Annotated in this window: 17 protein-coding genes; 10 read left to right on the plus strand and 7 right to left on the minus strand. The window is 71.7% G+C overall.

The genetic code is table 11. The annotated features are described in order from the left end of the window. The first annotated feature begins 1 nt into the window (after position 1). Complete coding sequence (locus KQY30_RS28915) at positions 2-871, plus strand: DMT family transporter (protein ID WP_217309406.1); 870 nt, start codon at positions 2-4, stop codon at positions 869-871. Between the two features lie 17 nt (positions 872-888). Here KQY30_RS28915 and KQY30_RS28920 read toward each other — a convergent pair whose 3' ends face one another. Both KQY30_RS28920 and KQY30_RS28925 read right to left on the minus strand, forming a co-directional pair. Beyond that, entirely contained in the window at positions 889-1,275 is a 387-nt protein-coding gene (locus tag KQY30_RS28920) for an STAS domain-containing protein (RefSeq protein WP_254407364.1), read from the minus strand. 280 nt (positions 1,276-1,555) lie between these two features. Further along, entirely contained in the window at positions 1,556-2,431 is an 876-nt protein-coding gene (locus tag KQY30_RS28925; protein WP_217309408.1) for a universal stress protein, read from the minus strand. Positions 2,432-2,698: 267 nt separating this feature from the next. Between KQY30_RS28925 and KQY30_RS28930 the strand changes: the two genes are divergently transcribed. Both KQY30_RS28930 and KQY30_RS28935 read left to right on the plus strand, forming a co-directional pair. After that, positions 2,699-3,607, plus strand: coding sequence for a universal stress protein (locus KQY30_RS28930; RefSeq protein WP_217309409.1), 909 nt, complete (start codon positions 2,699-2,701; stop codon positions 3,605-3,607). A 161-nt stretch (positions 3,608-3,768) separates the two neighbouring features. Then, the gene (locus tag KQY30_RS28935) at positions 3,769-5,457 is read left to right on the plus strand and encodes a GAF domain-containing sensor histidine kinase (RefSeq protein ID WP_217311385.1); all 1,689 of its coding nucleotides are present in this window, start codon (positions 3,769-3,771) and stop codon (positions 5,455-5,457) included. 91 nt (positions 5,458-5,548) lie between these two features. Here KQY30_RS28935 and KQY30_RS28940 read toward each other — a convergent pair whose 3' ends face one another. The 3 genes from KQY30_RS28940 to asnB form a co-directional block, all read right to left on the minus strand. Then, the gene (locus tag KQY30_RS28940) at positions 5,549-6,244 is read right to left on the minus strand and encodes a response regulator transcription factor (protein ID WP_217309411.1); all 696 of its coding nucleotides are present in this window, start codon (positions 6,242-6,244) and stop codon (positions 5,549-5,551) included. A gap of 113 nt (positions 6,245-6,357) precedes the next feature. Then, positions 6,358-7,032 (minus strand): CBS domain-containing protein, encoded by a 675-nt coding sequence (locus KQY30_RS28945; RefSeq protein WP_217309412.1) that lies wholly within the window; start codon positions 7,030-7,032, stop codon positions 6,358-6,360. Between the two features lie 177 nt (positions 7,033-7,209). Beyond that, a complete protein-coding gene (gene asnB, locus KQY30_RS28950; RefSeq protein ID WP_217309413.1) occupies positions 7,210-9,048 on the minus strand; it encodes an asparagine synthase (glutamine-hydrolyzing) in 1,839 nt (612 codons plus the stop codon). Positions 9,049-9,596: 548 nt separating this feature from the next. On the opposite strand from asnB, the gene KQY30_RS28955 reads away from it, so the two are divergent. From KQY30_RS28955 to phzG, 5 genes are all read left to right on the plus strand, one after another. After that, positions 9,597-10,523 carry a ParB/RepB/Spo0J family partition protein gene (locus tag KQY30_RS28955; RefSeq protein WP_254407709.1) on the plus strand — a complete coding sequence of 309 codons (927 nt, stop codon included), beginning with the start codon at positions 9,597-9,599 and terminating at the stop codon, positions 10,521-10,523. 102 nt (positions 10,524-10,625) lie between these two features. Next, positions 10,626-11,249: an isochorismatase family protein gene (locus tag KQY30_RS28960; RefSeq protein WP_217309415.1), complete on the plus strand. Its 624-nt coding sequence runs from the start codon at positions 10,626-10,628 to the stop codon at positions 11,247-11,249. Next, positions 11,246-13,258: an anthranilate synthase family protein gene (locus KQY30_RS28965; RefSeq protein ID WP_217309416.1), complete on the plus strand. Its 2,013-nt coding sequence runs from the start codon at positions 11,246-11,248 to the stop codon at positions 13,256-13,258. Before KQY30_RS28960 ends, KQY30_RS28965 begins: the two co-directional genes overlap by 4 nt. After that, the gene (locus tag KQY30_RS28970; RefSeq protein ID WP_217309417.1) at positions 13,255-13,596 is read left to right on the plus strand and encodes a hypothetical protein; all 342 of its coding nucleotides are present in this window, start codon (positions 13,255-13,257) and stop codon (positions 13,594-13,596) included. The genes KQY30_RS28965 and KQY30_RS28970 overlap by 4 nt, the downstream gene beginning before the upstream one ends. Positions 13,597-13,665: 69 nt before the next feature. Continuing rightward, complete coding sequence (phzG, locus tag KQY30_RS28975; protein ID WP_217309418.1) at positions 13,666-14,304, plus strand: phenazine biosynthesis FMN-dependent oxidase PhzG; 639 nt, start codon at positions 13,666-13,668, stop codon at positions 14,302-14,304. 174 nt (positions 14,305-14,478) lie between these two features. On the opposite strand, the gene KQY30_RS28980 is transcribed toward phzG, so the two are convergent. Continuing rightward, the gene (locus tag KQY30_RS28980) at positions 14,479-15,318 is read right to left on the minus strand and encodes a PhzF family phenazine biosynthesis protein (protein ID WP_217309420.1); all 840 of its coding nucleotides are present in this window, start codon (positions 15,316-15,318) and stop codon (positions 14,479-14,481) included. A 185-nt stretch (positions 15,319-15,503) separates the two neighbouring features. On the opposite strand from KQY30_RS28980, the gene KQY30_RS28985 reads away from it, so the two are divergent. Both KQY30_RS28985 and KQY30_RS28990 read left to right on the plus strand, forming a co-directional pair. Continuing rightward, on the plus strand, positions 15,504-15,995 hold the full coding sequence (locus KQY30_RS28985; RefSeq protein ID WP_217309421.1) for a PhzA/PhzB family protein: 492 nt from the start codon (positions 15,504-15,506) through the stop codon (positions 15,993-15,995). Positions 15,996-16,038: 43 nt separating this feature from the next. Continuing rightward, positions 16,039-17,049, plus strand: coding sequence for a methyltransferase (locus KQY30_RS28990; RefSeq protein ID WP_217309423.1), 1,011 nt, complete (start codon positions 16,039-16,041; stop codon positions 17,047-17,049). 75 nt (positions 17,050-17,124) lie between these two features. Here KQY30_RS28990 and KQY30_RS28995 read toward each other — a convergent pair whose 3' ends face one another. Then, positions 17,125-23,652, minus strand: a complete 6,528-nt coding sequence (locus tag KQY30_RS28995; RefSeq protein ID WP_217309425.1) for a type I polyketide synthase — start codon at positions 23,650-23,652, stop codon at positions 17,125-17,127. Positions 23,653-23,713: the final 61 nt, after the last annotated feature.

A 23,713-nucleotide genomic window follows, 5' to 3' on the forward strand; every position in this document is an offset into this window, starting at 1 on the left:
GGTGATCAGTGTTCTGTTCGCCGTGCTGACCGCGATCAGCAACGGCTCCGCCTCGGTGCTCCAGCGACGGGCCGCGTCCACCGCGCCCGATGCCGTGGCCATGAAGTTCGCGCTGATCAAGCATCTGCTGCGGCAGCGGGTGTGGCTGATGGGCATCGGCCTGGTGATCGTGGCCGCGGTGTGCCAGGCGGTGGCGCTGGCCACCGGGCCGATCGCCGTGGTGCAGCCGATCTTTGTGATCGAGCTGCCGTCGACCCTGCTGATCGCCGGGTACACCTTCAGGATCCGGCTGCCCCGCCGGATCTGGTACGGCGTGGCGGCTGTGACCGGCGGTCTTGCCCTGGGGATGGCCACGGCGGCGCCGGGCGGCGGGTCCGAGTCGGTGAGCGGCTACGCCTGGGTTCCGGTGCTGGTCGCCACCGGGATCTTCGAGGCCGTGGTGATCACCTGGGCCCTGCGGCTGCGCGGCAATCCGCGTGCCGCCCTGCTCGGGCTCGCCGCCGCCTGCGGATACGCGCTGACCGCCGCGCTGATGAAGGACGCCATGGCACTCCTCACCCATGGCGGGGTGGTGGCCATGCTGAGCTCCTGGCAGGTCTACGGCACGGCGGTGGCGGGGGTGGGCGCCCTGTTCCTGCTGCAGAACGCCCTCCAGGCGGGGATGCTCGCCTTCTCGCAGCCGATGCTGACCCTCGGCGACGCGCTGATCAGCATCACCTACGGCGTGGTCCTGTACGGCGAGACGGTACGCACCGGATGGTGGCTGGTGCCCGAACTCGCGGCCATCGCCCTCATCGCGGTCGGCTGTCTGGAACTGGCCCGCTCCCCGCTGGCCTCCGGCGGCCCGCCCCCGAAGCCCCGCGTCCGCTGACCGGGAGGGCGCGGCCGTCACCCCTGGCGCGGCACGCGCAGGTCCGAGTACCCCTGGACCGGGCTCGGGCAGGCGTCGAGGACATCGAAGGCGTCCAGCAGTCCGGTGATCCGCAGCATCCGGTGGATGGGCGGATTGCGGATGATCAGCGCCAGTCTGCCGCCGCGCTCCCTGATCCGGCGGCGCGCCCTGCACAGGACGGAGAGTCCCCGGCAGTCGAGGAAACTCACATGCTGGAGGTCGATCAACAGGTCCGGCTTGGGGACGTCGGTCAGCGAGTCGAGGTACTCGGAGATGGCGGGCGCGGTCAGGACATCGATCTCCCCATGCAGTTCCACCAGGGTGGTCCGTCCCACGACCCGCTCACGCGGGCGGTCGCGCCACTCGTCCGACACGGCGATCACTCACTCCATTCCTGTGCGGCTTCTTGCGTTGCGTCCATAAAAGGCGCTGGCCGCGCGGTAAGGAGAGTGCCGACCGGCCCTTTGAACGGGCCCATGAGTACCTGACGGAACGCCACTCGGGACCCGTCCTCGGCGGTGGCGGGCCGGGGGAGCAGGCTGCGGGGCCGGCCGGCCCGGGGCGGCGGGGGCCGCTTGGCCGGGGGTGGTGGGGCCGGTCGGTCCCGGGCGATGAGGCGGGTGAGTCCCGTTCGACGGGCGCGGCGGTACCGGGCCGCGCCGGTCAGGCCCGCACCGGGACGATCGCGACCGGGCAGGCGGCATGGCGCAGCACGGCGTGATGGACCCGGCCGAGCGGAAGGCCGACGACCGGATGCCGTCGCTCGGCGCCCACCACCAGCAGATCCGCGCCGGCCGACTCGTCCAGCAGGACCTGATGCACCGGACCCTGCACGAGAGTGCGCCGGGCGGCGACATCCGGGTACTTCGCGCCGACGGGCCCCATGACCCGGTCGGCGGACTCGCCCGCCTCGCGCCGGTGTGCCCTGGCGCGCTCCGTGCCGGTCAGCGGATGCGGCAGGGCCTCGTGCGCGGGGAGGTGCCAGGCGCGTACGGCCAGCAGTTCGCAGCCGCGCCACCGCGCCTCGCGGAAGGCGAACCGTACGGCGGCGGCGCTCCCGGGGCCGTCCCCGGCGCCGACGGCCACGCGCCGGAGGGCCGACAAGCGGTTGGGCTCCTCGCCGCGGGCCACGATCACGGGACAGGGCGCCCGCGCCGCGACGGCCAGGCTCACGGATCCCAGGAGCAGACCGGCGACCGGGCCGTGCCCGCGCGACCCCAGCACCAGAAAGGCCGCGTCCAGCGCCTCCCGCAGAAGCGCGGTCACCGGGTCCTCGGGCTGGATGGCGGTGGAGACCTTCACATCGGGGGCGAGCCGGTGCGCGCGCTCCTCGGCGGCGGCGAGGAGATCCTCGGCCAGGACCTGTTCAAAGGGGCGGTCGATGCCGGGCTCGCGCTGTATGCCTTCGTAGTGCTCCCAGAGGGAGGCGTGCACCAGCCGCAGAGGCAGGCCGGAGCGGTCGGCCTCGTCCGCCGCCCAGTCGACCGCCTGACCGCTGCTCTCGGAGCCGTCCACTCCCACGACCAGGGGAAGCCCCATCGCCTCCATCGCCGCCTCGCCTCCTCCTGCCCGGACGCCCGAACGCACGGCTGCCCGGACGCGCCGCGGTCCGGCTGCCGGACGCCGCCGGACGGGCACCGGGCCGCCTCTTCCAGCGTCCCGTTTTTCGGCCGCGCTGTCGCGGCGCGGACCGTCGGAGACTGCCCAAAGGGCCGAGTGGCTCATGCCGCCCGGTGGCTTCGGCGCGGACGCTGGAGGTACGGCACCGGAGGTACGGCAGGAGTGCCGTGGAGGGAGTGAGGACTTATGACACCGGTCGTCACCGTCGGGCTGGACGGGAGTCCCGAGTCCCTCTCCGCCGTCCGCTGGGCGGCCAGGGAGGCGGAGCTGCGGCACGCGACGCTGCGTCTCCTCCACGCGTGGGTGCTGCTGTCCGTCGGGCCGGACGAGTCCGCGCGGACGGAGCCCCGGGAGAGCGATCAGAACTACTGGGCCGAGCGGATCATGGCCGATGCCCTCCGTACCGTCACCGAGCACCACCCCGATCTGCCCGTCATCGAGGACCTGGTCGCCCAGGACCCGGTGAGCGCGCTGCTGACGGCGGCCGGGGAGTCGGAGGTGCTGGTCCTCGGTTCGCGGGACATGGCACCCCTGGCCAGCTACTTCCTCGGCGACATCGGTCTGCATGTGGTGGCGCGGGCCGACCGCCCTTCGGTGCTCGTACGCGCCCGGGAGAAGGTCACGGCCGTGACGGACGACCGCGATGTGGTGGAGCGGCGCGATGTGGTGATGGGGCTGAGCCTGCACGGCCCGTGCGAGGCGCTGATCGAGTTCGCCTTCGACAGCGCCGCCCGGCGCGGGGTCACCCTGCGGGCCGTCCATGGCAGAAACCTGCCGCCGCCCGCCTTCACCCATGGCGGCGCCGACGATCCGTACCGCTCGGGAACGGTGGCCGCGCGGGCCGCCGAGGACGCGCGGCGGGAACTGGCCGAGGCGCTGCGCCCCTGGCGTGAGAAGTTCCCCGACGTACGCGTGGTCGACACGGTGTGGACGGAGAGCGCGGCCCGGGCGGTCGTCCGGGGCGCGGCGGGCGCCGGACTGCTGGTCGTCGGCCGCCGCAGGAAGCGGCCGCCGCTCTCGCCGCGGGTCGGGCACGTCCTGTCGGCGGCGGTGCACCACGCGCCCTGCCCGGTGGCGGTCGTCCCGCACGACTGACCCGTCCCGGGATTGCCCGCCGTCCGCCAGCCGCTACCGTGGAAGTACGGCCGGTTGACGGCCGACGCGTGGGCCTGACGGAGGAACGGACCGTGGGCGACGACGGGAACAAGCGGGTGGCGGACGACACGCCGAGGCGGCTGGACGTCCTGCCGGAGGAGATGCAGGCCCATCTGGAGGCGGTCCAGAGGGGTGCTCCCGAATCCGTGCACAGCCTGCTCGAAGCTGTGCTCAAGGTCGGGCGGGAGCTGGACCTGCCCCAGGTGCTGCGGCACATCGTGCAGGCGGCGGTGGTGCTCGTGGACGCCGAGTACGGCGCACTGGGCGTCATCGGCGAGGAGCCCCGGCTGTCCGAGTTCCTGCCGGTCGGTATCTCCGAGGAGCAGATCGCGGCCATCGGCCATCTCCCCGAAGGCCATGGCATCCTCGGCGAGCTCATCCGGCACCCCGAGTCCCTGCGCCTCTCCGAACTGTCGAACCACCCGGCCTCGTACGGCTTCCCGCCCGGCCACCCGCCGATGCACTCCTTCCTCGGAGTGCCGATCCGGGTGCGCGACGAGGTGTTCGGCAACCTCTACCTGACCGAAAAACGCGGTGGCAAGGACTTCGACGACGAGGACGAGACCGTCCTGGCCACCCTCGCCGCCGCGGCCGGGGTCGCCATCGAGAACGCGCGGCTGTACGAGAGCGTCCGCAACCGGCAGCGCTGGCAGGAGGCCAACGCGGACGTCATCGCCAGCCTGCTGTCCGGCGCGGACGAGCGGCAGGTGCTCCCGCTGATCGTCGACCACGCGCGCGAGATTCTCAGCGCCGACCTGGGCGCGCTCGCGCTGCCGGGCGACGGCGGGAAGACGATGCGGGTGGCGCTTGCCACCGGGGTGGGCGCGGATGTGTACCAGGGGCTGGTGCTTCCCCGCGAGGGATCGTTCGTCGGCGCGGCCCTGTACGCCGGGGAGCCGCTGCTCAGCGCCGACATCAGGACCGACCCACGGGTCACGATGCTCCGCCCGCCCCCGTGGCGCGGTATGGGGCCCGCCGTCGCCGTACCCATGGGCGCCGGGGAGGGGGTGCGGGGAGTGCTGCTGATGGGCCGGAAACTGGGGAGCGCCGCGTTCACCCAGGCCGAGACCGCTCCGCTGCTGGCCTTCGCGGGACAGGCCGCGATCGCGATGGAACTGGCCGGCCGACGGCAGTCGGCCGAGCAGCTCACCCTCCTGGAGGACCGTGACCGGATCGCCCGTGATCTGCACGATCTGGCCATCCAGCGGCTCTTCGCCACCGGAATGACGCTCCAGAGCACCGTACGGTTCGTCGAGCACCCCGCCGCCCGTGACCGGCTGCTGCGCGCGGTGGACGACCTCGACGAGACGATCAAGATCATCCGCTCCACCATCTTCGGGCTGCGCGCCCATGAGGCCGGCCACACCCGCCAGGGGCTGCGGGTCCGGGTCACCCTGGTGGTGGAGCGTGCCGTACGCGCCCTCGGTTTCACTCCGTCCCTGCGGATGGAGGGGCTCATCGACACCGCTGTCCCGCCGGACGTCGCCGAGCATGTGGTGGCCGTCCTGGGGGAGGCGCTGAGCAATGTGGCCCGGCACGCGCACGCCACCGGCGCGGAAGTGTCACTCGTCCTACGGGACAGTCGGCTCACGCTCACGGTCTCGGACAACGGGACCGGGATGCCACCGGACCGGCCCAGAAGCGGGCTGGACAATCTGGCCCGGCGGGCGGAGGGCCTGGGCGGCACGATGACGGTCGGCCCTCCGGAACACGGCGGGATGACGGTCGGCCCTTCGGAACACGGCGGCGGGACCCGTCTCGTATGGTCCGTACCGATCAGCCTGCGGTGACCCCCGTACCTGTCGCCGTGATGGTGACCCCCGTACCTGTCGCCGTGATGGAGAGCACCGCCTCAGCGGCATCCGTACCACGACGCCGTCGTCAGTAGCCGACGCCGTCGTGGTGCGGACCGGCCTGGGTGGCGAGGACGGCGGCCTGGATGCGGCGCTCCACACCCAGCTTGGCCAGCAGCCGCGAGATATGGTTCTTGACCGTCTTCTCGGACAGGAAGAGCCGCTTTCCGATCTCCCGGTTGGTCAGGCCCTCCCCGATCAGCGCGAGGATCTCGCGCTCGCGGGGCGAGAGTTCGGCCAGCGCGTCGGTCTCCGGCTCCTCCTCGGTGCCGCCGCCGCGCAGACTGCTCATCAGCCGCGTCGTGGTCGCCGGATCGAGCATGGACCGGCCCGACGCGACCGTGCGTACGGCCGCCACCAGATCCGCTCCCTTGATCTCCTTCAGTACGTATCCGGCGGCCCCGGCCATGATCGCGTCGAGCAGCGCGTCGTCGTCGTCGAACGAGGTGAGCATCAGACAGGCCAGCTCCGGCATCCGCGAGCGCAGCTCCCGGCAGACCGAGATCCCGTCGCCGTCCGGCAGCCGTACGTCCAGGATCGCGACGTCGGGGCGCAGGGCCGGGCCCCGGGCCAGGGCCTGGACGGTGGAGCCGGCGTCGCCGACCACCTCGATGTCCGGCTCCGCGTCGAGCAGATCCTGCACTCCGCGCCGTACGACCTCGTGGTCGTCGAGCAGGAACACCCGGATCGGCTTCTGCGGCGAGAAGCCGTGTGCCTCATCCATATCTCTCCTCCGCGTCGAGGCCCCTCTCCCGGGTCCGGACAGTCGTCCGGGCCACCACTTCCCGATCCTTACTCCGGAGCGAGCGCGCACAAAAGGGCCGAACGGACCCCACCTCATGCCACCGGGGGTTCCATTCGCCGGACTCCGGGCTCCGGCAGGGCCCACTCGACATCCACGACCCCTTCGACCGCCCGTACCAGCCGGGCCGCCAGCGGTACGAGCGCCGTGTCCCGGACCCGGCCGCTGAGTGTCACCATCCCGTTCTCGACGGAGACGTCCACACTGTCGCGGGACAGCAGGAAGAGACGGTCGACGACCTCCGTCCGTATCTCCTCGGCGAGGTCCTCGTCCGAGCGGAGGAACACCTTCAGCAGGTCGCAGCGGCTGACGATGCCCCGGAGCATTCCCGAGGCGTCCACCACGGGCAGCCGCTTCAGCCGCCCCCTGGCCATGGTCCTGGCCGCCTGGGCGAGCGTGGCGTCCTCACGGACCGTGACCGCGGGGGCGCTCATCAGCTCGTCGGCGGTCGCCGCCCCTGCCTTGCGCAGATCGCCGAGGCGCCGCATCTGCTCCATCCGGCTCGGGTCCGCGTCCCGGAACTCCTCCTTGGGCAGCAGATCGGCCTCGGAGACCAGCCCGGCCACCCGGCCGTCGCCGGTCAGCACCGGCACGGCGCCGACCTTCCACCGCTCCATGGCCCCGACGATCTCCTTGAACCCGGCCCGCGGGCCGACCGCGACCACGGTGCGCGTCATCACGTCGCTCACGATGCGCGGGGCGCGGTGCATGGTGCCTCCTGCGGTCCGTCCGTCCACCCCCAGCGTCGGTGCGCCGGGCACCGGAGGCCAGGGGCCGGTCGGCCCTGTCACCGGGGCCGACCGGTTCGAACGGCCGAACGGTCCGGACGGGCAGGGGCCTGGGGGTGTCCCGCCGATCGGGCCGGATCGGTGAGACACCCCCCAGGGTCAGTCCAGAACGATCTCCGGCCGGTAGAGGTCGAACCAGTGGTAGAAGTCCAGCACGCGCTCCAGCCCGCGCCGGTCGCCGCTGGGCATCGTGACGTCCCGCCCGACCGCCTCGGTCAGCCACGCCCGGTCGATCAGGGTGAACACCGGGTGACCGTCCTCGGCGAGCACCTCCTTGGCCTGCTGCTGGAGGGCCGCCCCGTACCCCGGGTCCTGGGTGGACGGGTACGGGCTCTTCCGCCGGCCGCGTACCGACTCCGGCACGACATGCGCGGTGGCGTGCCGCAGCAGGCTCTTCTCCCGGCCGTCGAAGGACTTCAGCGACCAGGGGGCGTTGTACACGTACTCGACCAGCCGGTGGTCGCAGAACGGCACCCGCACTTCGAGCCCGACCGCCATCGACACCCGGTCCTTGCGGTCCAGCAGCATCCGGACGAACCGGGTCAGATGCAGATTGCCGATCGTCCGCATCCGCCGCTCGTGCTCGTCGTCCCCGGCGAGATGGTCGACCGCCGCGACCGCGGTCGCGTACTGGTCGGGGACGTATGTGTCGAGATCGAGGGCGGCGCGCACCTCCGGGCGGAACGGGGCCGAGCGCCCGTGGCTCATCGGGCTCTGGAAGGCGAGCCAGGGGAAGGTCTCCGCCTTCACGGCCTCGGGGTCGTGGAACCAGCGGTACCCGCCGAACACCTCGTCCGAGGACTCGCCGGACAGGGCCACCGTCGACTGCTCCCGGATCGCCTTGAACAGCAGATACAGCGAGGTGTCCGTCTCGCCGAAGCCGACCGGCATGTCGCGCGCCGTGATCACCGCGCGGCGCAGTCCGGGATCGGTCAGCTCGTCCGGGCTGAGGGTGACGAAGCGGTGGTCGGAGCCGACCAGGTCCACGACATCGCGGATGTACGGGGTGTCCGGGCTGTCCCAGTTGGCATCGGCCCGGAAGGTCTCCTCGCGGTTGGCGAAGTCCACCGAGAAGGTCCGCAGCCGCTCGCCCCGCGCGGCCAGCCGGGCCGCGGCGAGGCCGGTGACCACGCTGGAGTCCAGGCCGCCGGAGAGCAGCACGCACTGGGGGACGTCGGCGACGAGCTGGCGGTGCACGATGTCGGTCATCAGCGCACCGACCCTGGTCAGCGTCGTCGCCAGGTCGTCGGTGTGCTCCCTGGCCTCCAGCGACCAGTACGTACGGGTACGGATGCCCCGCGCGTCGACGGTGACGACGGTGGCCGCCTCGACCTCGCGCATGTCCTTCCACAGCGCCCAGCCGGGGGCCATGGTGAACCCGATCAGCTCGCGCAGCCCCGCGGTGTCGACGGCCGGACGGGCCAGGGGGTTGGCGAGGATCGCCTTGGGCTCGGAGCCGAACAGGACACCGTCGGGGGTCGGGTAGTAGTAGAGGGGCTTGACGCCCAGCCGGTCACGGACCATGACCAGCTTGTTCTCGCGCTCGTCCCAAATGGCGAACGCGAACATGCCGTTGAGGTGCTCGGGCAGGCGCTCGCCCCACTCCAGATAGCCGAGCAGTACGACCTCGGTGTCGCTGGCGGTCCTGAACTGGTGCCCCTTGCCCTCCAGTTCGGCGCGCAGCTCGGTGAAGTTGTAGACCTCGCCGGTGTAGACGAGGGAGATCGCGCCGCCCGGCGTCCGCACCTCCATCGGCTGCCGGCCGCCGACGAGATCGATGACCGCGAGACGCCGGTGGCCGAGTCCCGCGTGGGGGCGGACCCAGACGCCGGAGTCGTCCGGGCCCCGGCAGGCCATGGTGGCCGTCATCGCGTTCAGGACGTCATGGCGAGTGGTGAGATCGGAGTCATAGGAGACCCAGCCGGCGATACCACACATAAGGACTCACTCCTGGTAAAGGACTCACTTCTGTGGCGGTGCGGTGGTGCGGGAACGCTGGGAACGCGGCCTCACGAAGTGGCCTCATGAAGTATGGGGAATGAAATGCGTCCGAAAAGCGGGAGGCGATACCCGCCTCCTGGCTGCTTGAATTCTTTTATCACTGTGCCCCTGAACCTGTCCAGAGTGCGGGTTCTTGAGCGGTTCTTGAGGGATTATCCAGCCTCCCCGCAGAGCGTCCAGCCGGGGAAAATCGCCAGTTGGACGGGGCTTTCTCGGGTACTTTCTCTCGCGGACCCGAACGGCGCCACGCGGTCTGCGACTTTTGTGATATTGACGTTCTCGACAATCGGTACCTAGTGTGGCGGCGGCTCTTCATCGGAGGCTTATTTAATTTCCTTGCGATGGTTGGGGTATAGATGGTGAAGAATTCAGCGGCCGGCCCTCTTGAAAGGGAGAGCGGGCTTCCCTATGAACGCAGGGGTGCGATTCCGGGTCGGCGGCGGAAAACGCTGGGGCCGGCGGTCAAGGTGGTCATCGGGTCCTTGGTGATCGCCGACACCCCGCGCACCACCGGGGAGAACCCGGAGCACATCCGGATGCTGGCCGGAGCCCTGGGCGAATTCCCGCCGATCGTCGTGCACCGGCAGACCATGCGTGTGGTCGACGGGCTGCACCGGCTGCGCGCCGCCGAGCTGCGCAAGCAGGAGTTCATCACCGCCCGGATGTTCGAGGGCGACGAGGCCGAGGCGTTCGTCCTCGCCGTCCAGGCGAACCTCGCGGGCGGGCTGCCGCTCTCCGCGGCCGACCGCAAGGCGGCCACGGCGCGCATCATCGCCTCCCACCCCCAGTGGTCCGACCGGTTGATCGCCTCCGTCACCGGGCTGTCCGCGAAGACCGTCGCCGAGGTGCGCCGCAAGCACCCCGCCGCCACCACGCGCAGGCCGGACAGCAGGATCGGTCTCGACGGGCGCGTACGGCCCGCCGACGCGGGGGAGAAGCGCCGGCTCGCGTCCGAACTGATCCTGCGCAACCCCGAACTGTCGCTCCGTCAGATCGCCAGGGCCGTGGGCATCTCGCCCGAGACCGCCCGGTCCGTCCGCAGCCGTCTCCTGTGCGACGAGGAACCGGCCGGACGGGAGGAGCCCCACGACGCCGGGTGGACCGCCGAGCCGTCCCCGCGGCCCGGTCCCGACGACTCGCACACCGGCACGGTGCCCGGCCAGGAACCGCCGGACCGCGCGGCCGTGGTCCAGCGTCTCCGTACCGACCCCTCGCTCCGCTACAGCGAGAGCGGGCGCACCCTGCTGCGTCTGATGGAGGCCCACGCCCTCAGCGGTGAGACCTGGGCGACCCTCGCCAACTGCGTTCCCGCCCACCGCCGCCACACCATCGCCAGTGCCGCGATGGAGTACGCCAGGGGCTGGCGGGCGGTCGCCGAGCAACTGGCCCGGAACACCCCCCACTCCGTATAGCGCCCCCACCCGGCCCGCCGCACATCAGCGCTCACCCCTGTCGACCGTGCACCACGACCTTCCCGGACGGGATCCATCCCTTCGCCAAGGAGAGAAACAATCATGTCCGGCATTCCCCCCATAGCGCCGTACGCCTTACCCACCGCCGCCGGTCTGCCGGCCAACACCGCACGCTGGGTCGCCGACCCCCAGCGTGCCGTGCTGCTGGTCCATGACATGCAGAGGTACTTCCTGCGGCCGTTCCCCGAGCCGCTGCGGGCGGAACTGGTGAGCAACGCGGCCTCGCTGCGCGACCGCTGCCGCGCGCTGGGGGTGCCGGTCGCGTACACCGCGCAGCCCGGCGGGATGACCGACGAACAGCGCGGCCTCATCAAGGACTTCTGGGGCCCCGGGATGCGCACCGACCCCGCCGACCGGCAGGTGGTGGAGCCGCTGGCGCCCGGCCCCGACGACCGGCAGCTCACCAAATGGCGCTACAGCGCCTTCCACCGCTCCGATCTGCTGGAGTGGATGCGCGCGCAGAACCGCGACCAGCTCCTCATCTGCGGCGTGTACGGGCATATCGGCGTCCTGGCCAGCGCGGTCGAGGCGTTCACCAACGACATCGAGACGTTCCTCGTCGCCGACGCCGTCGGGGACTTCTCCCGGCGCGACCACCGGATGACCATGCAGTACGCGGCGGCGCGCTGCGCCATGGTGGTCACCCACAGACAGGTGCTGGCATGAGTGCGGATCCGCTGGCCGCGGTGCTGGCCGCGAAGCCGCCGCCCTTCGCGCTGCTGCACCGCCCGGAGACGACCGGCCCCGGCCTGCTGGACGTACTGCTCGGGGACCTCTCGGAGCCGGACTCCCTCGCCGACGTGCCCGTACCGGACGGATCCGGGGACGGCGACGGCCAGGACGTCCTCGTGATCATCCCGTACCGGCAGATCGCCGAGCGCGGCTTCGCCACCGTCGACGACGGATCGCCGCTGCTGGCGCTGACGGTGACGGACCAGGCCGTGGTCCCGCTGGCCGAGGCACTGGAGCGGATCCCCGAGGTCCCGATCCGCCTGGCGAACAGCCGGTTCGATGTCGGCGACGACGACTACGCGGAGATCGTCCGCAGGGTCGTCACCGAGGAGATCGGCAGCGGCGAGGGCGCCAACTTCGTCATCAAGCGGTCGTTCGTCACCGAGATCGAGGGGTACGGTCCCGCCGCCGCGCTGGCCTTCTTCCGTCGGCTCTGCGAGCGGGAGTCCGGCGCGTACTGGACCTTCATCGCGCACACCGGTACCCGTACCTTCGTCGGCGCCACCCCCGAGCGGCACATCAGCCTGCGCGCGGGCACCGCGGTGATGAACCCGGTCAGCGGCACCTACCGCTATCCGCCCGGCGGGCCCGTGCTCTCCGACGTCCTGGAGTTCCTCTCCGACGAGAAGGAGAGCGACGAGCTGTACATGGTGCTGGACGAAGAGCTGAAGATGATGGCCCGGATCTGCGACACCGGCGGCCGGGTCGTGGGGCCGCGGCTCAAGGAGATGGCCCGGCTCGCGCACACCGAGTACCTCATCGAGGGCCGCTCGGGCCGGGAGCCGCAGGAGATCCTCCGCGAGACCCTGTTCGCGCCGACGGTCACCGGGAGCCCGCTGGAGAGCGCGTGCCGGGTGATCGGCCGGTACGAGCCGGGCGGGCGCGGCTACTACAGCGGTGTCATGGCCCTGATCGGCCGCGAGGGCGGCCGACGGTCGCTGGACTCGGCCATCCTGATCCGTACCGCGGACATCGACCGCGCCGGCCGGGTGAGCATCGGGGTGGGCGCCACGCTCGTACGGCACTCCGATCCGTTCTCCGAGGCGGCCGAGACCAGGGCGAAGGCGGCGGGTCTGCTGTCCGCGCTGGAAGGCGCCCGGCAGGAGCGCGCCGAGGCGGCGGCACGGGAGGAACCGGCCCCGTCGGCGGCCGGGCCGGCCGTACGGCTCGGGGACCATCCGGCCGTACGGTCGGCCCTGGAGAGCCGGAACGAGGACCTCGCGGGGTTCTGGCTGGCGGGGGACGGGAAGCCCGCCTGGAACGAGGCGTTCTCCGGGGACGAGTCGTTTTCGCGGGACGGGGCGCTCTCCGGCGGAGGGGCGCTTTCCGGGGACATGGCGCGCGCGAAGCCGCTGTCCGGGCCGGCCGGGCGGCGCGTCCTCGTCGTCGACGCCGAGGACACCTTCACCGCGATGATCGCCCATCAGCTCCGTTCCCTGGGCACCCGGGTGACGGTGGCCCGCTTCGACGAGCCGTACTCCTTCGACGCCCACGACCTGGTCGTCATGGGCCCGGGACCCGGCGACCCCAATGACACCGGCGACCCCCGGATCGCCCATCTGCACACCGCGATCGACACCCTGCTGGCCCGGCGGCTCCCCTTCCTCGCGGTCTGCCTCAGCCACCAGGTGCTCAGCCGCCGGCTCGGTCTGGACGTGCTGCGCTGCGAGGTCTGCAACCAGGGCACCCGGCGCGAGATCGACCTCTTCGGCACCCATGTCCTCGCCGGTTTCTACAACGCCTTCGCCGCCCGCTGCGGCCAGGACGCCTTCCACCACCCCGAGTCCGGACCCGTCGAGGTCAGCCGGGACGCCGGGAGCGGCGAGGTGCACGCCCTGCGCGGGCCGCACTTCGTCTCGATGCAGTTCCACGCCGAATCCGTGCTCACCCGCGACGGGCGGCACATCTGGGCCACACACATGGAAGAGGTGCTACGCGCGTGATCGTCACCATCGCCTGGTGGGACCTGACCGAATCCGAGCAGACCATCGACTCGCTGCGGGAGTATCTGCGTGACGAGGGGGTGCCGCCCTGGACCTCGGTCACGGGGCTGCGCCTGAAGTTCTGGATCTCCGACCGGCCGGGCAACCGCTGGGGCGCGGTCATGCTGTGGGAGTCGGCGGAAGCCCGCGACCAGCAGCAGTTGCCGCCGCACCGGGCCGCCGAGCTGATCGGCTACCCGCCCACCGAGCGCGTCAGGTTCGAGGTCGAGGCCATGGTCGAGGGCGCGTACGGCTCGGCCGCGCTGTCCGGCCTCGGTCTGGTCTACGACGCCGCCTGACCCCGCCCGGTCCAGCCCCCGTATCCCTGCCCGACCCCGACTTTCCGTTCCCGCCTCCACGGAGAAGACATGCCGGAAGACAATCCACTGACCTTCGCCGGATCCGTCGATCTGGAGCTGCCCGAGTTCGACCAGCCGCCCGCCGATCCCGTCGCGCTGTTCCGCGACTGGTTCAAGACCGCCCAGGAGTTGGGGGTACGGGAACCGGGGGCGCTGGCGCTGGCCACCGCCGACACCGCGGGCCGGGCGTCGAACCGTACCGTCCAGACCATCGCCGTCACCGCCGAGGGCCTGGTCTTCACCAGCCATGCCACCAGCCCCAAGGGCCAGGACATCGTGGCCACCGGCTGGTCCTCGGGGGTCTGGTACTGGCGCGAGACCCGGCAGCAGATCGTCTTCACCGGGCCCACCACGCGCCTCCCCGACAGCGAGTCCGACGCGCTGTGGCACGCCCGCCCCGCGGCCACCCATCCGATGTCGGCGGTGGCCCGGCAGAGCGAGCCGCTGGAGGACGAGGAGGCGCTGCGGGAGCGGGCGCGGGTCCTCGCGGAGAGCGGGGAGAAGCTGCCGCGGCCGGAGGCCTGGGTCGGTTATCTGCTCCGGCCGTCCGCGGTGGAGTTCTGGCACGGCAGCGCGGACCGGCTGCACAGGCGCCTGCGGTACGACCGTACCGGCGACGGCTGGACCGCCGGGCGGCTCCAGCCGTGAACCGTACGGCCGCGACCGTGACCGCACGACCGTGACCATATGGCTTGAGGCGTGACCGTACGGTTTCACGCCTGACCGTACGATCCGGCCGCGCCGGTGACCGTACGGTACGGCCCCCGGCCACGGCCGTACGGTCCGGCCGCGCCGCCGTGCGCGCCGTGCGCCCGTCCGGGGTCAGAGCTGGAACGTTCCCCGGGCGACGATGACGGCCGAGCCCGCCACCTCCACCTTCTCGACGCGCTCACCGGCACCTTCGGCGGTGGCGAGCATCGTGGAGGGGCGGCCCATCTCCACGCCCTGGCGGATCTCGATCCGCCGGCCGAACGGCACCAGCCCGTACCGCGCCAGATGGATGGCGAGCGGACCGGCGGCCGAGCCCGTCGCCGCGTCCTCGGCCACCCCGTACGCGGGCGAGAACATCCGCGCCCGCCACTGGGTCCCCTCGCCCGCGAAGCAGTTGGCCGCCATGTCCAAGTGCCGTGCCAGGGCCCGGAGATCGGGCGTCACCTCGGACAGCGCCTCCACACTCTCCAGCCCGACGAACACATGGCGCGGACCGTTGCGGTACACCTCCACCGGCAGCACCGAGGACTTCACCCCGAGCGCGGCCAGCAGATCCTCGGCCTCCTCGTACGGCTCCCAGACCGGGACCGGCTGCCGCATCCGCGCCGAGCGGATCCCGCCGTCCGGGCCGCGCTCGAAGCTGAACGGAACCGTGCTGTGGGCCGTTTCCATCAGCAGCCGGTCGTCCCGGGTGGCGGCGCCCAGCACGATCGCGGTGCCCAGTGTCGGATGTCCGGCGAACGGCAGCTCGTTGACCGGAGTGAAGATACGCACCCGCACATCGCCGCCGTCCCGCGGCGGAAGAACGAAAGTCGTCTCCGAGAGATTCAACTCCCGGGCCAGACGCTGCATTTGAATGGCGGACAGGTCCGAGGCGTCCAGGAAGACGGCCACCGGATTTCCCGAAAGAGGCTTGTCGGTGAATACATCGGCGACTACGTATTCATGCATTCCTGAAAAATATCGGGCGGCCCGGCGGGGCGGCAATGAATCTCCGGTGTCCAAGTGCGGGAGACCGCCCGGGTGTCCAACGGAAGGGAATCCACGGTTGGACACCGGGCCGCCCGTATAAGGTTTTCCGGACCGGCCGGGTGCGTTCCCGGCCCCGCCAGCCATCGTCTCCCGAGGAGTCCGCAATGGCCGAAGCCACCGTGAACACACCGGTGTCCGACGACGATACGGAACTCAGGCGCCGCAACCGGGCCGTGGTCGAGGATTACATGAGCAGGACCGGTGAAGGCCGTCGGACCCGCTATCAGCTCTTCATCGAGGAAGGCAGCGGCGGCCTTTACACCGCGGACACCGAGGAACCGATCGTCTCGCGCGGCCGCGACAAGCTGAAGGCACACGGCGAATGGTCGCTCCAGTGCTTCCCCGACTGGGTCTGGTACAACGTGGAGATCTACGAGACACAGGATCCCAACCGGTTCTGGGTCGAGTGCGACGGCAAGGGCGCGATTCTCTTCCCCGGTTATCCGCCCGGGCACTACGAGAACCACTTCATCCACTCGTTCCTGCTGGACGACGGAAAGATCGTGCAGAACCGCGAGTTCATGAACCCGTACAACCAGCTCCGCGCGCTGGGCATAGACATTCCGGTGATCCAGCGGGGCGGCATTCCCACCTGAGCCCGTAAGAAGCCGGTTCCCGCGACATCCTGGAGAGTGCACAGTGAAAGCCGACCTGAAGGCGGCCCAAGAAGTCATCGAGCTGATCACCGGGGGTTGGCGCGCCCAGGCCGTCCACACCGCCGCGAAGCTCGGCCTGCCCGACCACATCGAAGCCGGCCGTACCACCAGCGGTGAACTCGCCCGGGCGACCGGCGCCGAGGAGGAGGGCATCCGCCGTCTGATGCGTCTGCTGGTGGCGATGGGCGTGTTCGAGGGCGACCACCAGAGCGGGTACATCAACACCCCGGTGTCCGAGGCGCTCATGGACCGGCCCGGGTCGATGCGGGACATGTGCCTGCTCTACGGCGAGGAGTTCTACACCGCCTGGGGCCGGGCCGCGGAGTGCTTCACCACCCTGACCGCGGGCTTCGAACTCGCCTACGGCGAGGCCCTGTACCCGTATCTCGACGGGCACAAGGACATGGCCGACCGGTTCCAGCGGACCATGAAGGCCGGCAATCTTTTCTTCGACTACGTCCCGGAGGTCTTCGACTTCTCCGGCGGCAAGACCATCGTCGACTGCGGCGGCGGCAACGGCCACTTGCTGTCGGTGCTCCTGCGGGCCGCCCCCGACGCCCGCGGCAAGCTCATCGACCGCGACCATGTCATACCGATCGCGCGGGAGTACCTCTCGCGCGAGGTCGGGCTGGACCGGGTCGAACTGTACGGCGGCGACATGTTCAAGGCCGTCCCCGAGGGCGGCGACGTCTATCTGTTCTGCCGGGTCCTGGCCGGATGGACGGACGACGACGCCGTCGAGGCCTTCCGGCTCTGCCGGGAGGCGATGACCGGTCCCGACGCCCGGCTGCTCGTCCTCGACCGGACCGTGACCGACGAGAACTCCACGGTGCTGCCCGCGCTGTGGGACCTGCATCTGCTGATGACCAACGGCGGCAGGCACCGCTCCGACGAGCTGTTCCGGTCCCTGCTCGACCGGGCCGGATTCGACATCGAGCGGATCGCGACGCTCCCCATGGAGACCACCGCGCTGATCGCGGCCCCGCGCGCCTGACACCACAAGAGTCCCGTGTGCCCCATGCGAGAAGGGCCGGCCGGAAATCCCGGCCGGCCCTTCTCGCGTCGGTGCCTACCGGGCCGGGGCCGCCGGGAAGTGGCCCTCCGCCACGAAGAACTCCACGTACTTGTCGAAGAGTTCGCCCGTCAGCGGCGGGCAGACGATCCCGGTGCCCGCCAGCGCCCGGTCCGTCTCGGCCGTGTCGATGGGCGGATAGAAGGCGTCCGTGTCCGTGGTCATCATCTCGAAGGCGTGGAGCAGCGGCAGCAGCGCGTTGTCGCGGTCCGAGCGCACCGCCTCGGTCCACTCCTCCCGCCCGGTGTCCCGGAGTTCGTACCCCAGACCGCGCAGCCGCTCCACACAGTCCGCCAGACTCAGCGAGCTGCGGTTGAAGAGATGGAAGGTGCCGCCCGCCGAGCCGGGATCGCGGGAGACCCCGAGGATCGCTGCGCTCACATAGTCCGCCGGCAGCAGATGGAAGCGCCCGCCCGTACCGGCCGGGACGGCCCCCGACTGGAGCAGGCCCTTGAGGGTGAGCCATACGAAGTCGCGGGTCTGGCAGGCGCCGTTGACCTGGTCGCCGGAGATCACATCGACCCGGTACACCGACACCGGGATGCCCCGCTCCCTGGCCAGGTCCAGCACCTGTTCGGCGACCCACTTGCTCTGGAGATAGCCGCTCGGCAGGGCCTCGGCCGGTCCCGTCGGGTCGGTCACCTTCAGCGGAACGCCCGGTGTCACGGGCCCGTTGAACACGCCGACCGTGGAGACATAGTGGACCGGGACCGTACGGTGGCGCGCGGCCAGCCGCAGAATCTCCTCCGTACCGCCGACATTGGCCGCCTTCAGGGCCGGGTACGGGTGCAGCCAGTGCACGGTGGCCCCGGCGTGGTAGACGGCGTCGACGGTGAGGGCGAGGCCGTCGAAAACGTCCTCGGCGAGTCCGAGCCGGGGCTCGGCCAGATCGCCCGCGAGGACGAAGAGCCGCTCCGGATCGATCTCGTCCCAGACCCGGTACCACTCCAGGCTCTCGCGCAGCCGCTCGTACGCGGCGGAGTCGTCGGCGCCCCGGACCAGGCAGTGGATGTGCGCCGTGGTGGTACGCATCAGATCCCGCAGCAGGAACGCGCCGAGGAATCCGCTGGCGCCGGTGAGCAGTACGTCACGCGGATCGCCGACGGTACGGACGACCTCGCCGTCGGGGCGGATGTCGTCCGCGAGCCGGATGTCCGCCGCGTAGTTCACGGCGCCGGAGGCTGCCGTGTCCGAGGCCCCGGAGCCGCTGTCCGCGGTGAGCCGGGTCAGCAGATACGCGGCCAGCGTGTCCGGGTCCGGATGGTCGAAGACCAGGGTCGCGGGCAGCTTCAGACCGGTGCGGGCGGCGAGCCGGTTGCGCAGCTCCACCGAGGTCAGCGAGTCGAGACCGAGCTGCTGGAAGGGGCGGCGCGCGTCGATGCCCCGGCTGCCGGAGTGCCCGAGTGCCCCGGCGATCTCGTCGAGCACCGCGTCCCTGACGGCCTCGTGCCGCCGCTCCTCGTCGAGCCCGGCGAGCTGCTCGGCGAGCGTGACGGTGTCGGCGGCCTCGTCCCGTACGGTCTCCCGCGCGGGACGCCGTACGAGCGAGGTGAACACCGGGGAGATACGCGGCTGTTCGCGCAGCGCGCCGAAGTCGAGCGGGGTCGCCACGGCGTCGGGGCGGCCCGCGCGGAGCGCCAGATCCAGCAGGGCCGGGCCCTGGGCGGTCGGTACCGGCAACAGGCCGCTGCGGGCGATCCGCTTCAGGTCGGTCTCGCTGAGCCCGCCGGTCAGACCCGTCGCCTCGGCCCACAGACCCCAGGCGATCGAGGTGGCGGCCAGACCGGAGGCCGCGCGGTGCTGGGCGAGGGCGTCCAGGGAGGCGTTGGCGGCCGCGTAGTTGGACTGGCCGGGGCCGCCCACCAGCGCGGCGACCGAGGAGAACAGCACGAACGCGGTGAGGTCGTGCCGGCGGGTGAGGTCGTGCAGATGCCAGGCCGCGTCCGCCTTCGGGGTGAGGACCGCCGTCAGCCGTTCCGGGGTCATCGCGGGGACGAGTCCGTCGTCCAGGATGCCCGCCGTGTGCACGATCCCGGTGAGCGGGTGGTCGGCGGGGATTCCGGCGATCAGCGCGGCGAGTTCGTCCCGGTCGGAGACATCGCAGCTCCGGATGGCGACGGTGGCGCCGAGCCCGCTGAGTTCACTCGCCAACTCGGCCGCCCCTGCAGCCTGTTCGCCACGGCGGCTGACCAGCAGAAGATGACGGACACCGTACGAGGTGACCAGATGGCGGGCGAAGAGCGAGCCCAGGGAGCCGGTGCCGCCGGTGATCAGGACGGTGCCGTGGGCGTCAAACGCGGGTGCTTCGGCCGCGACTCCGGGACGCCCCGCGCGGGACAGCCGGGGTACGGTCACAACGCCCCGGCGGATCGCGGACTGGGGCTCGCCGGAGGCGGCGACCGCGGCGATCAGCGCCGGGTCGGTCCCGGGCTCCGCGTCGATGAGGACGATACGGCCCGGCGCCTCGGACTGCGCGGACCGCAGCAGACCCCAGGCCGCGGCGGCACCCGGATCGCTGATCGGCTCACCGGGCGCGGTGCTCACGGCGCCCGAGGTCACGACGGTCAGCGGGGTGTCGGTGTTCTCCTCGTCGGCCAGCCGGTGCTGGGCGAGTTCGAGCGCACGCCGGGTGGTGCCGTGCAGCGAGGCGACGGGGTCGGCGGGGTCGGCGGAGCGCAGATGCTCGATGACGGTGCCGGTGGCCGGGGCGTCGGACAGGGCGAGACGGTACGGAGTCCAGTCGAGGTGGAAGAGCGCCTCGTGGTCACGGGCCGCGCCCGCCGCGAGAGCCGGCAGATCGAGGGGCTGTACGGTGACGGCCGCGATGTCCGCCACGGGCTGCCCGGCGGGGGTGGCCAGCCGTACCGCCACGGTGCCGTCGTCGCCCGGGGTGAGACGGACGCGCAGGCTGGTCGCTCCGGCCGCGTACAGCCGTACCCCCTGCCAGGCGGTGACGGTCGCGGGCCCGGCGTCCGTGAGCAGCGGGAGCAGGGCCGCGTCGAGCAGCACCGGGTGCAGTCCGTACGGATCCGGCTCGGCCGGCGCTCCCTCCGGCAGCCGGACCTCGGCGAACAGCTCGCGCCCGCGCCGCCAGAGCCCGGTCAGCGCCCGGACCTCCGGCCCGTACACCACCCCGGCCTCGGCCGACCGTTCGTGGACGGCTTCCGGAGCGGTCTCGGCCGCGTCGGCGGGCGGCCACTGGTCCAGGGGGTGTCTTGCCGATCTTGCCGGGCTCGCGGGGTCCGGCACGCACGCTCGCGGCGTTGTCGTCGGTCGCCAGGACACCACCCTGGCTCCCTCCTCCGCCTTGCGATCGCACGCACCTGACCCCGCTCGCCGGTCCGGCCCGATCGACAAGACACCCCCTGGGCCGGGCGACGGCGTCCCCGGTACGGCGCCGAGCACTCCATGGGCATGCGCGGTCCACGGCACCTCGGCGTCGTCGGGCCGCGAATGGAAGGTGATCCCGCGCCGCCCGTCGGCGTCCGGGGCACCGAGCCGGACCTGAAGGTGGATACCGCCCTCGGCGGGCAGTACCACGGGCTCGGCGACGAGCAACTTGTCCAGGGAGCCGCAGCCTGCCTCGTCCCCGGCCCGTACCGCCAGCTCCACCAGCGCGGATTCGGGCAGCACCACGACCCCGCCCCGGGTCTGCCCGGCCACCCAGGGCGCGGTGCTCCGGGACAGTCGGCTGGTGAACACGGTCTCGTCGCTGCCGCCCAGCCGCAGCGCGGCCCCGAGCAGCGGATGCCCGGCCGGTACGAGCCCGAGCCCGGCGGCGTCAGCGGGCGCCCCGGCCGGCTCCACCCAGTACCGCTCGTGCTGGAAGGCATAGGTGGGCAGGGCGACGCGCCGGGCGCCGGTCCCCGCGAAAAAGGCCGCCCAGTCCGGCCGTACCCCCGCGCAGTGCAGCCGGCCGAGCGCGCCGACCAGCGTCTCCGCCTCCGGGCGGCCGCGGCGCAGCAGAGCGGCCGTGGTGACCCCGCCCCGCCCGCTGTCGAACACGTTCTGGGCGAGGGCGCTGAGGACGGCGTCGGGTCCCAGCTCGACACAGACCGTCACGCCGCGTTCCTGGAGGGTGTGGAGTGCGTCGTGGTAGCGGACGGCGTGGCGGACTTGGCTGGTCCAGTAGTCGGGGGTGCGGAGGTCGTCTCCGGTGGCGAGGTGTCCGGTGAGGGTGGAGATGACGGGGATGGTGGGTTCGGCGTAGGTGAGTTGTTTGGCTGTGGTGCGGAAGTCGTCGAGCATGCCGTCCATATGAGGAGAGTGGAAGGCATGGGAGACGGGCAGCCGGCTGGTCTTCCTGCCCGCTTCACGCAGCCGCGCCGCCACCTCATCCGCTGCCTCGGCGTCGCCCGAGATCACCACGGCGGTGGGGCCGTTGACGGCGGCGATGCCGATTTCGGTCTCGCGGCCCTTGAGCAGGGGGCGGACCTCGTCCTCGGACGCCTGGATGGCGATCATGGCTCCGCCGGGGGGCATGGTCTGCATGAGGCGGGCGCGTGCGGTGACGAGTCGGGTGGCGTCGGGGAGGGTGAGGATGCCGGCGATGTGGGCGGCGGAGAGTTCGCCGATGGAGTGGCCGGTGAGGTAGTCGGGTGTGATGCCCCAGCTTTCGACGAGCCGGTAGAGGGCGACTTCGAGGGCGAAGAGGGCGGGTTGGGTGTAGGCGGTGTCGTCCAGTCCTTCGCCGGTCGTGATGACGTCGCGCAGGGGGCGTTCGAGGTGTGGGTCGAAGTGGGCGCAGATGGTGTCGAAGGCTTCGGCGAAGGCGGGGTGGGCGGCGTACAGTTCCATGCCCATACCGATGCGCTGCGCGCCCTGACCGGTGAAGAGGAAGCCCACTCGGCCCGGGGTGCGGGCGATTGTGAGCGGTGTGCCGTCCGCCAACGCCCTTGTGCCGTCCAGCAGTTCATCGCGGTTCGTGCCCACCGCGACCGCGCCGTGGTCGAGTGTGGTGCGGGTGAGGGCGAGGGAGTATGCGATGTCCCGCGCGGTCAGCGAGGGGTCGGCCTCGGCATGGGCGAGCAGCCTGCGTGCCTGGTCGGCGAGGGCCTCGGGGGTCTTGGCGGAGAGGATCCAGGGCACCACGCCGGCCGGGCGCTGATCATCCTCGGCCATCGGCTCCTCGGCCGGGGCCTCCTCCACGATCACATGCGCGTTCGTCCCGCTCACCCCGAACGCGGACACGGCGGCGCGCCGGGGCGCGTCCTCCCGTACCGGCCACGGGCGCTGCTCGGTCAGCAGTTCCACCGCGCCCGAGGACCAGTCGACCATCGGGGTCGGCTCATCGACATGCAGGGTCCTGGGCAGGACGCCATGGCGCAGCGCCTGCACCATCTTGATGACGCCGCCGACCCCGGCCGCCGCGACCGTGTGCCCGATGTTGGACTTCAACGAGCCGAGCAGCAGCGGCCGTTCGGCGGGGCGGTGCTGCCCGTAGGTGGCGAGGATCGCCTGCGCCTCGATGGGGTCGCCGAGGCGGGTGCCGGTGCCATGGGCCTCGACCACGTCCACATCGGCGGCGGTGAGGCGGGCGTTGGCGAGGGCCTGGCGGATGACCCGTTCCTGGGAAGGGCCGTTGGGGGCGGTGAGGCCGTTGCTGGCGCCGTCCTGGTTGACCGCGCTGCCGCGTACGACGGCCAGCACCCGGTGTCCGTTCTTCTTCGCGTCCGACAGCCGCTCGACGACGAGGATGCCGACGCCCTCCGACCACGACGTGCCGTCGGCCGCCGCCGCGAAGGACTTGATGCGCCCGTCGGGGGCGAGGCCCTTCTGCCGGGAGAAGTCGACGAAACCGCCGGGAGTGGCGGTGACGGTGGCGCCGCCCGCCAGTGCCAGCGCCGACTCCCCGCTCCGTACCGACTGCGCCGCGAGATGCAGCGCGACCAGCGACGACGAGCAGGCCGTGTCCACCGACACGGCCGGGCCCTCAAGCCCCAGGGTGTAGGCGATACGGCCGGAGGCCACACTGCTCAGCCGGCCGGTCATCAGATGGCCCTCGAGCTCTTCGGGTCCCTCAAGACCGAGATAGCTCTGCTCCACCACCCCGGCGAACACCCCGGTGCTGGAGCCCTTGAGCGACGCCGGATCGATCCCGGCGTCCTCCAGCGCCTCCCACGCGGTCTCCAGGAGCACCCGCTGCTGCGGGTCCATCGCCCGGGCTTCGCGGGGCGACACCCCGAAGAACCCCGCGTCGAACAGGGCGGCCCCGTCGAGGAATCCGCCCTCCTTCGTGTACGAGGTGCCGGGGGCGTCGGCGTCGGGGGAGTAGAGCCGTTCGAGGTCCCAGCCCCGGTCGGCGGGGAACTCGCTGATGCCGTCGGTGCCTTCGGCCACCAGCCGCCAGAGACCGTCGGGCGAGGTGACCCCGCCGGGGAACCGGCAGGCCATTCCGACGATGGCGACCGGCTCCTCACCGGCGTTCTCCAGCTCGTTGATCCGCTCACGGGCCTTCTGCAGATCCGCAGTGACCCACTTCAGATAGTCGACCAGCTTCTGCTCTTTGGACGGGTCAGCGGACATGCGGGATCAGTCTCTCCTTGTCGGTGTCGGTCTCTTGCCGGTGCCGGACGCGGGGCGCTCC

This window comes from Streptomyces sp. GMY02, assembly GCF_019056675.1.
GTDB classification, from domain to species: Bacteria; Actinomycetota; Actinomycetes; order Streptomycetales; family Streptomycetaceae; genus Streptomyces; species Streptomyces odonnellii.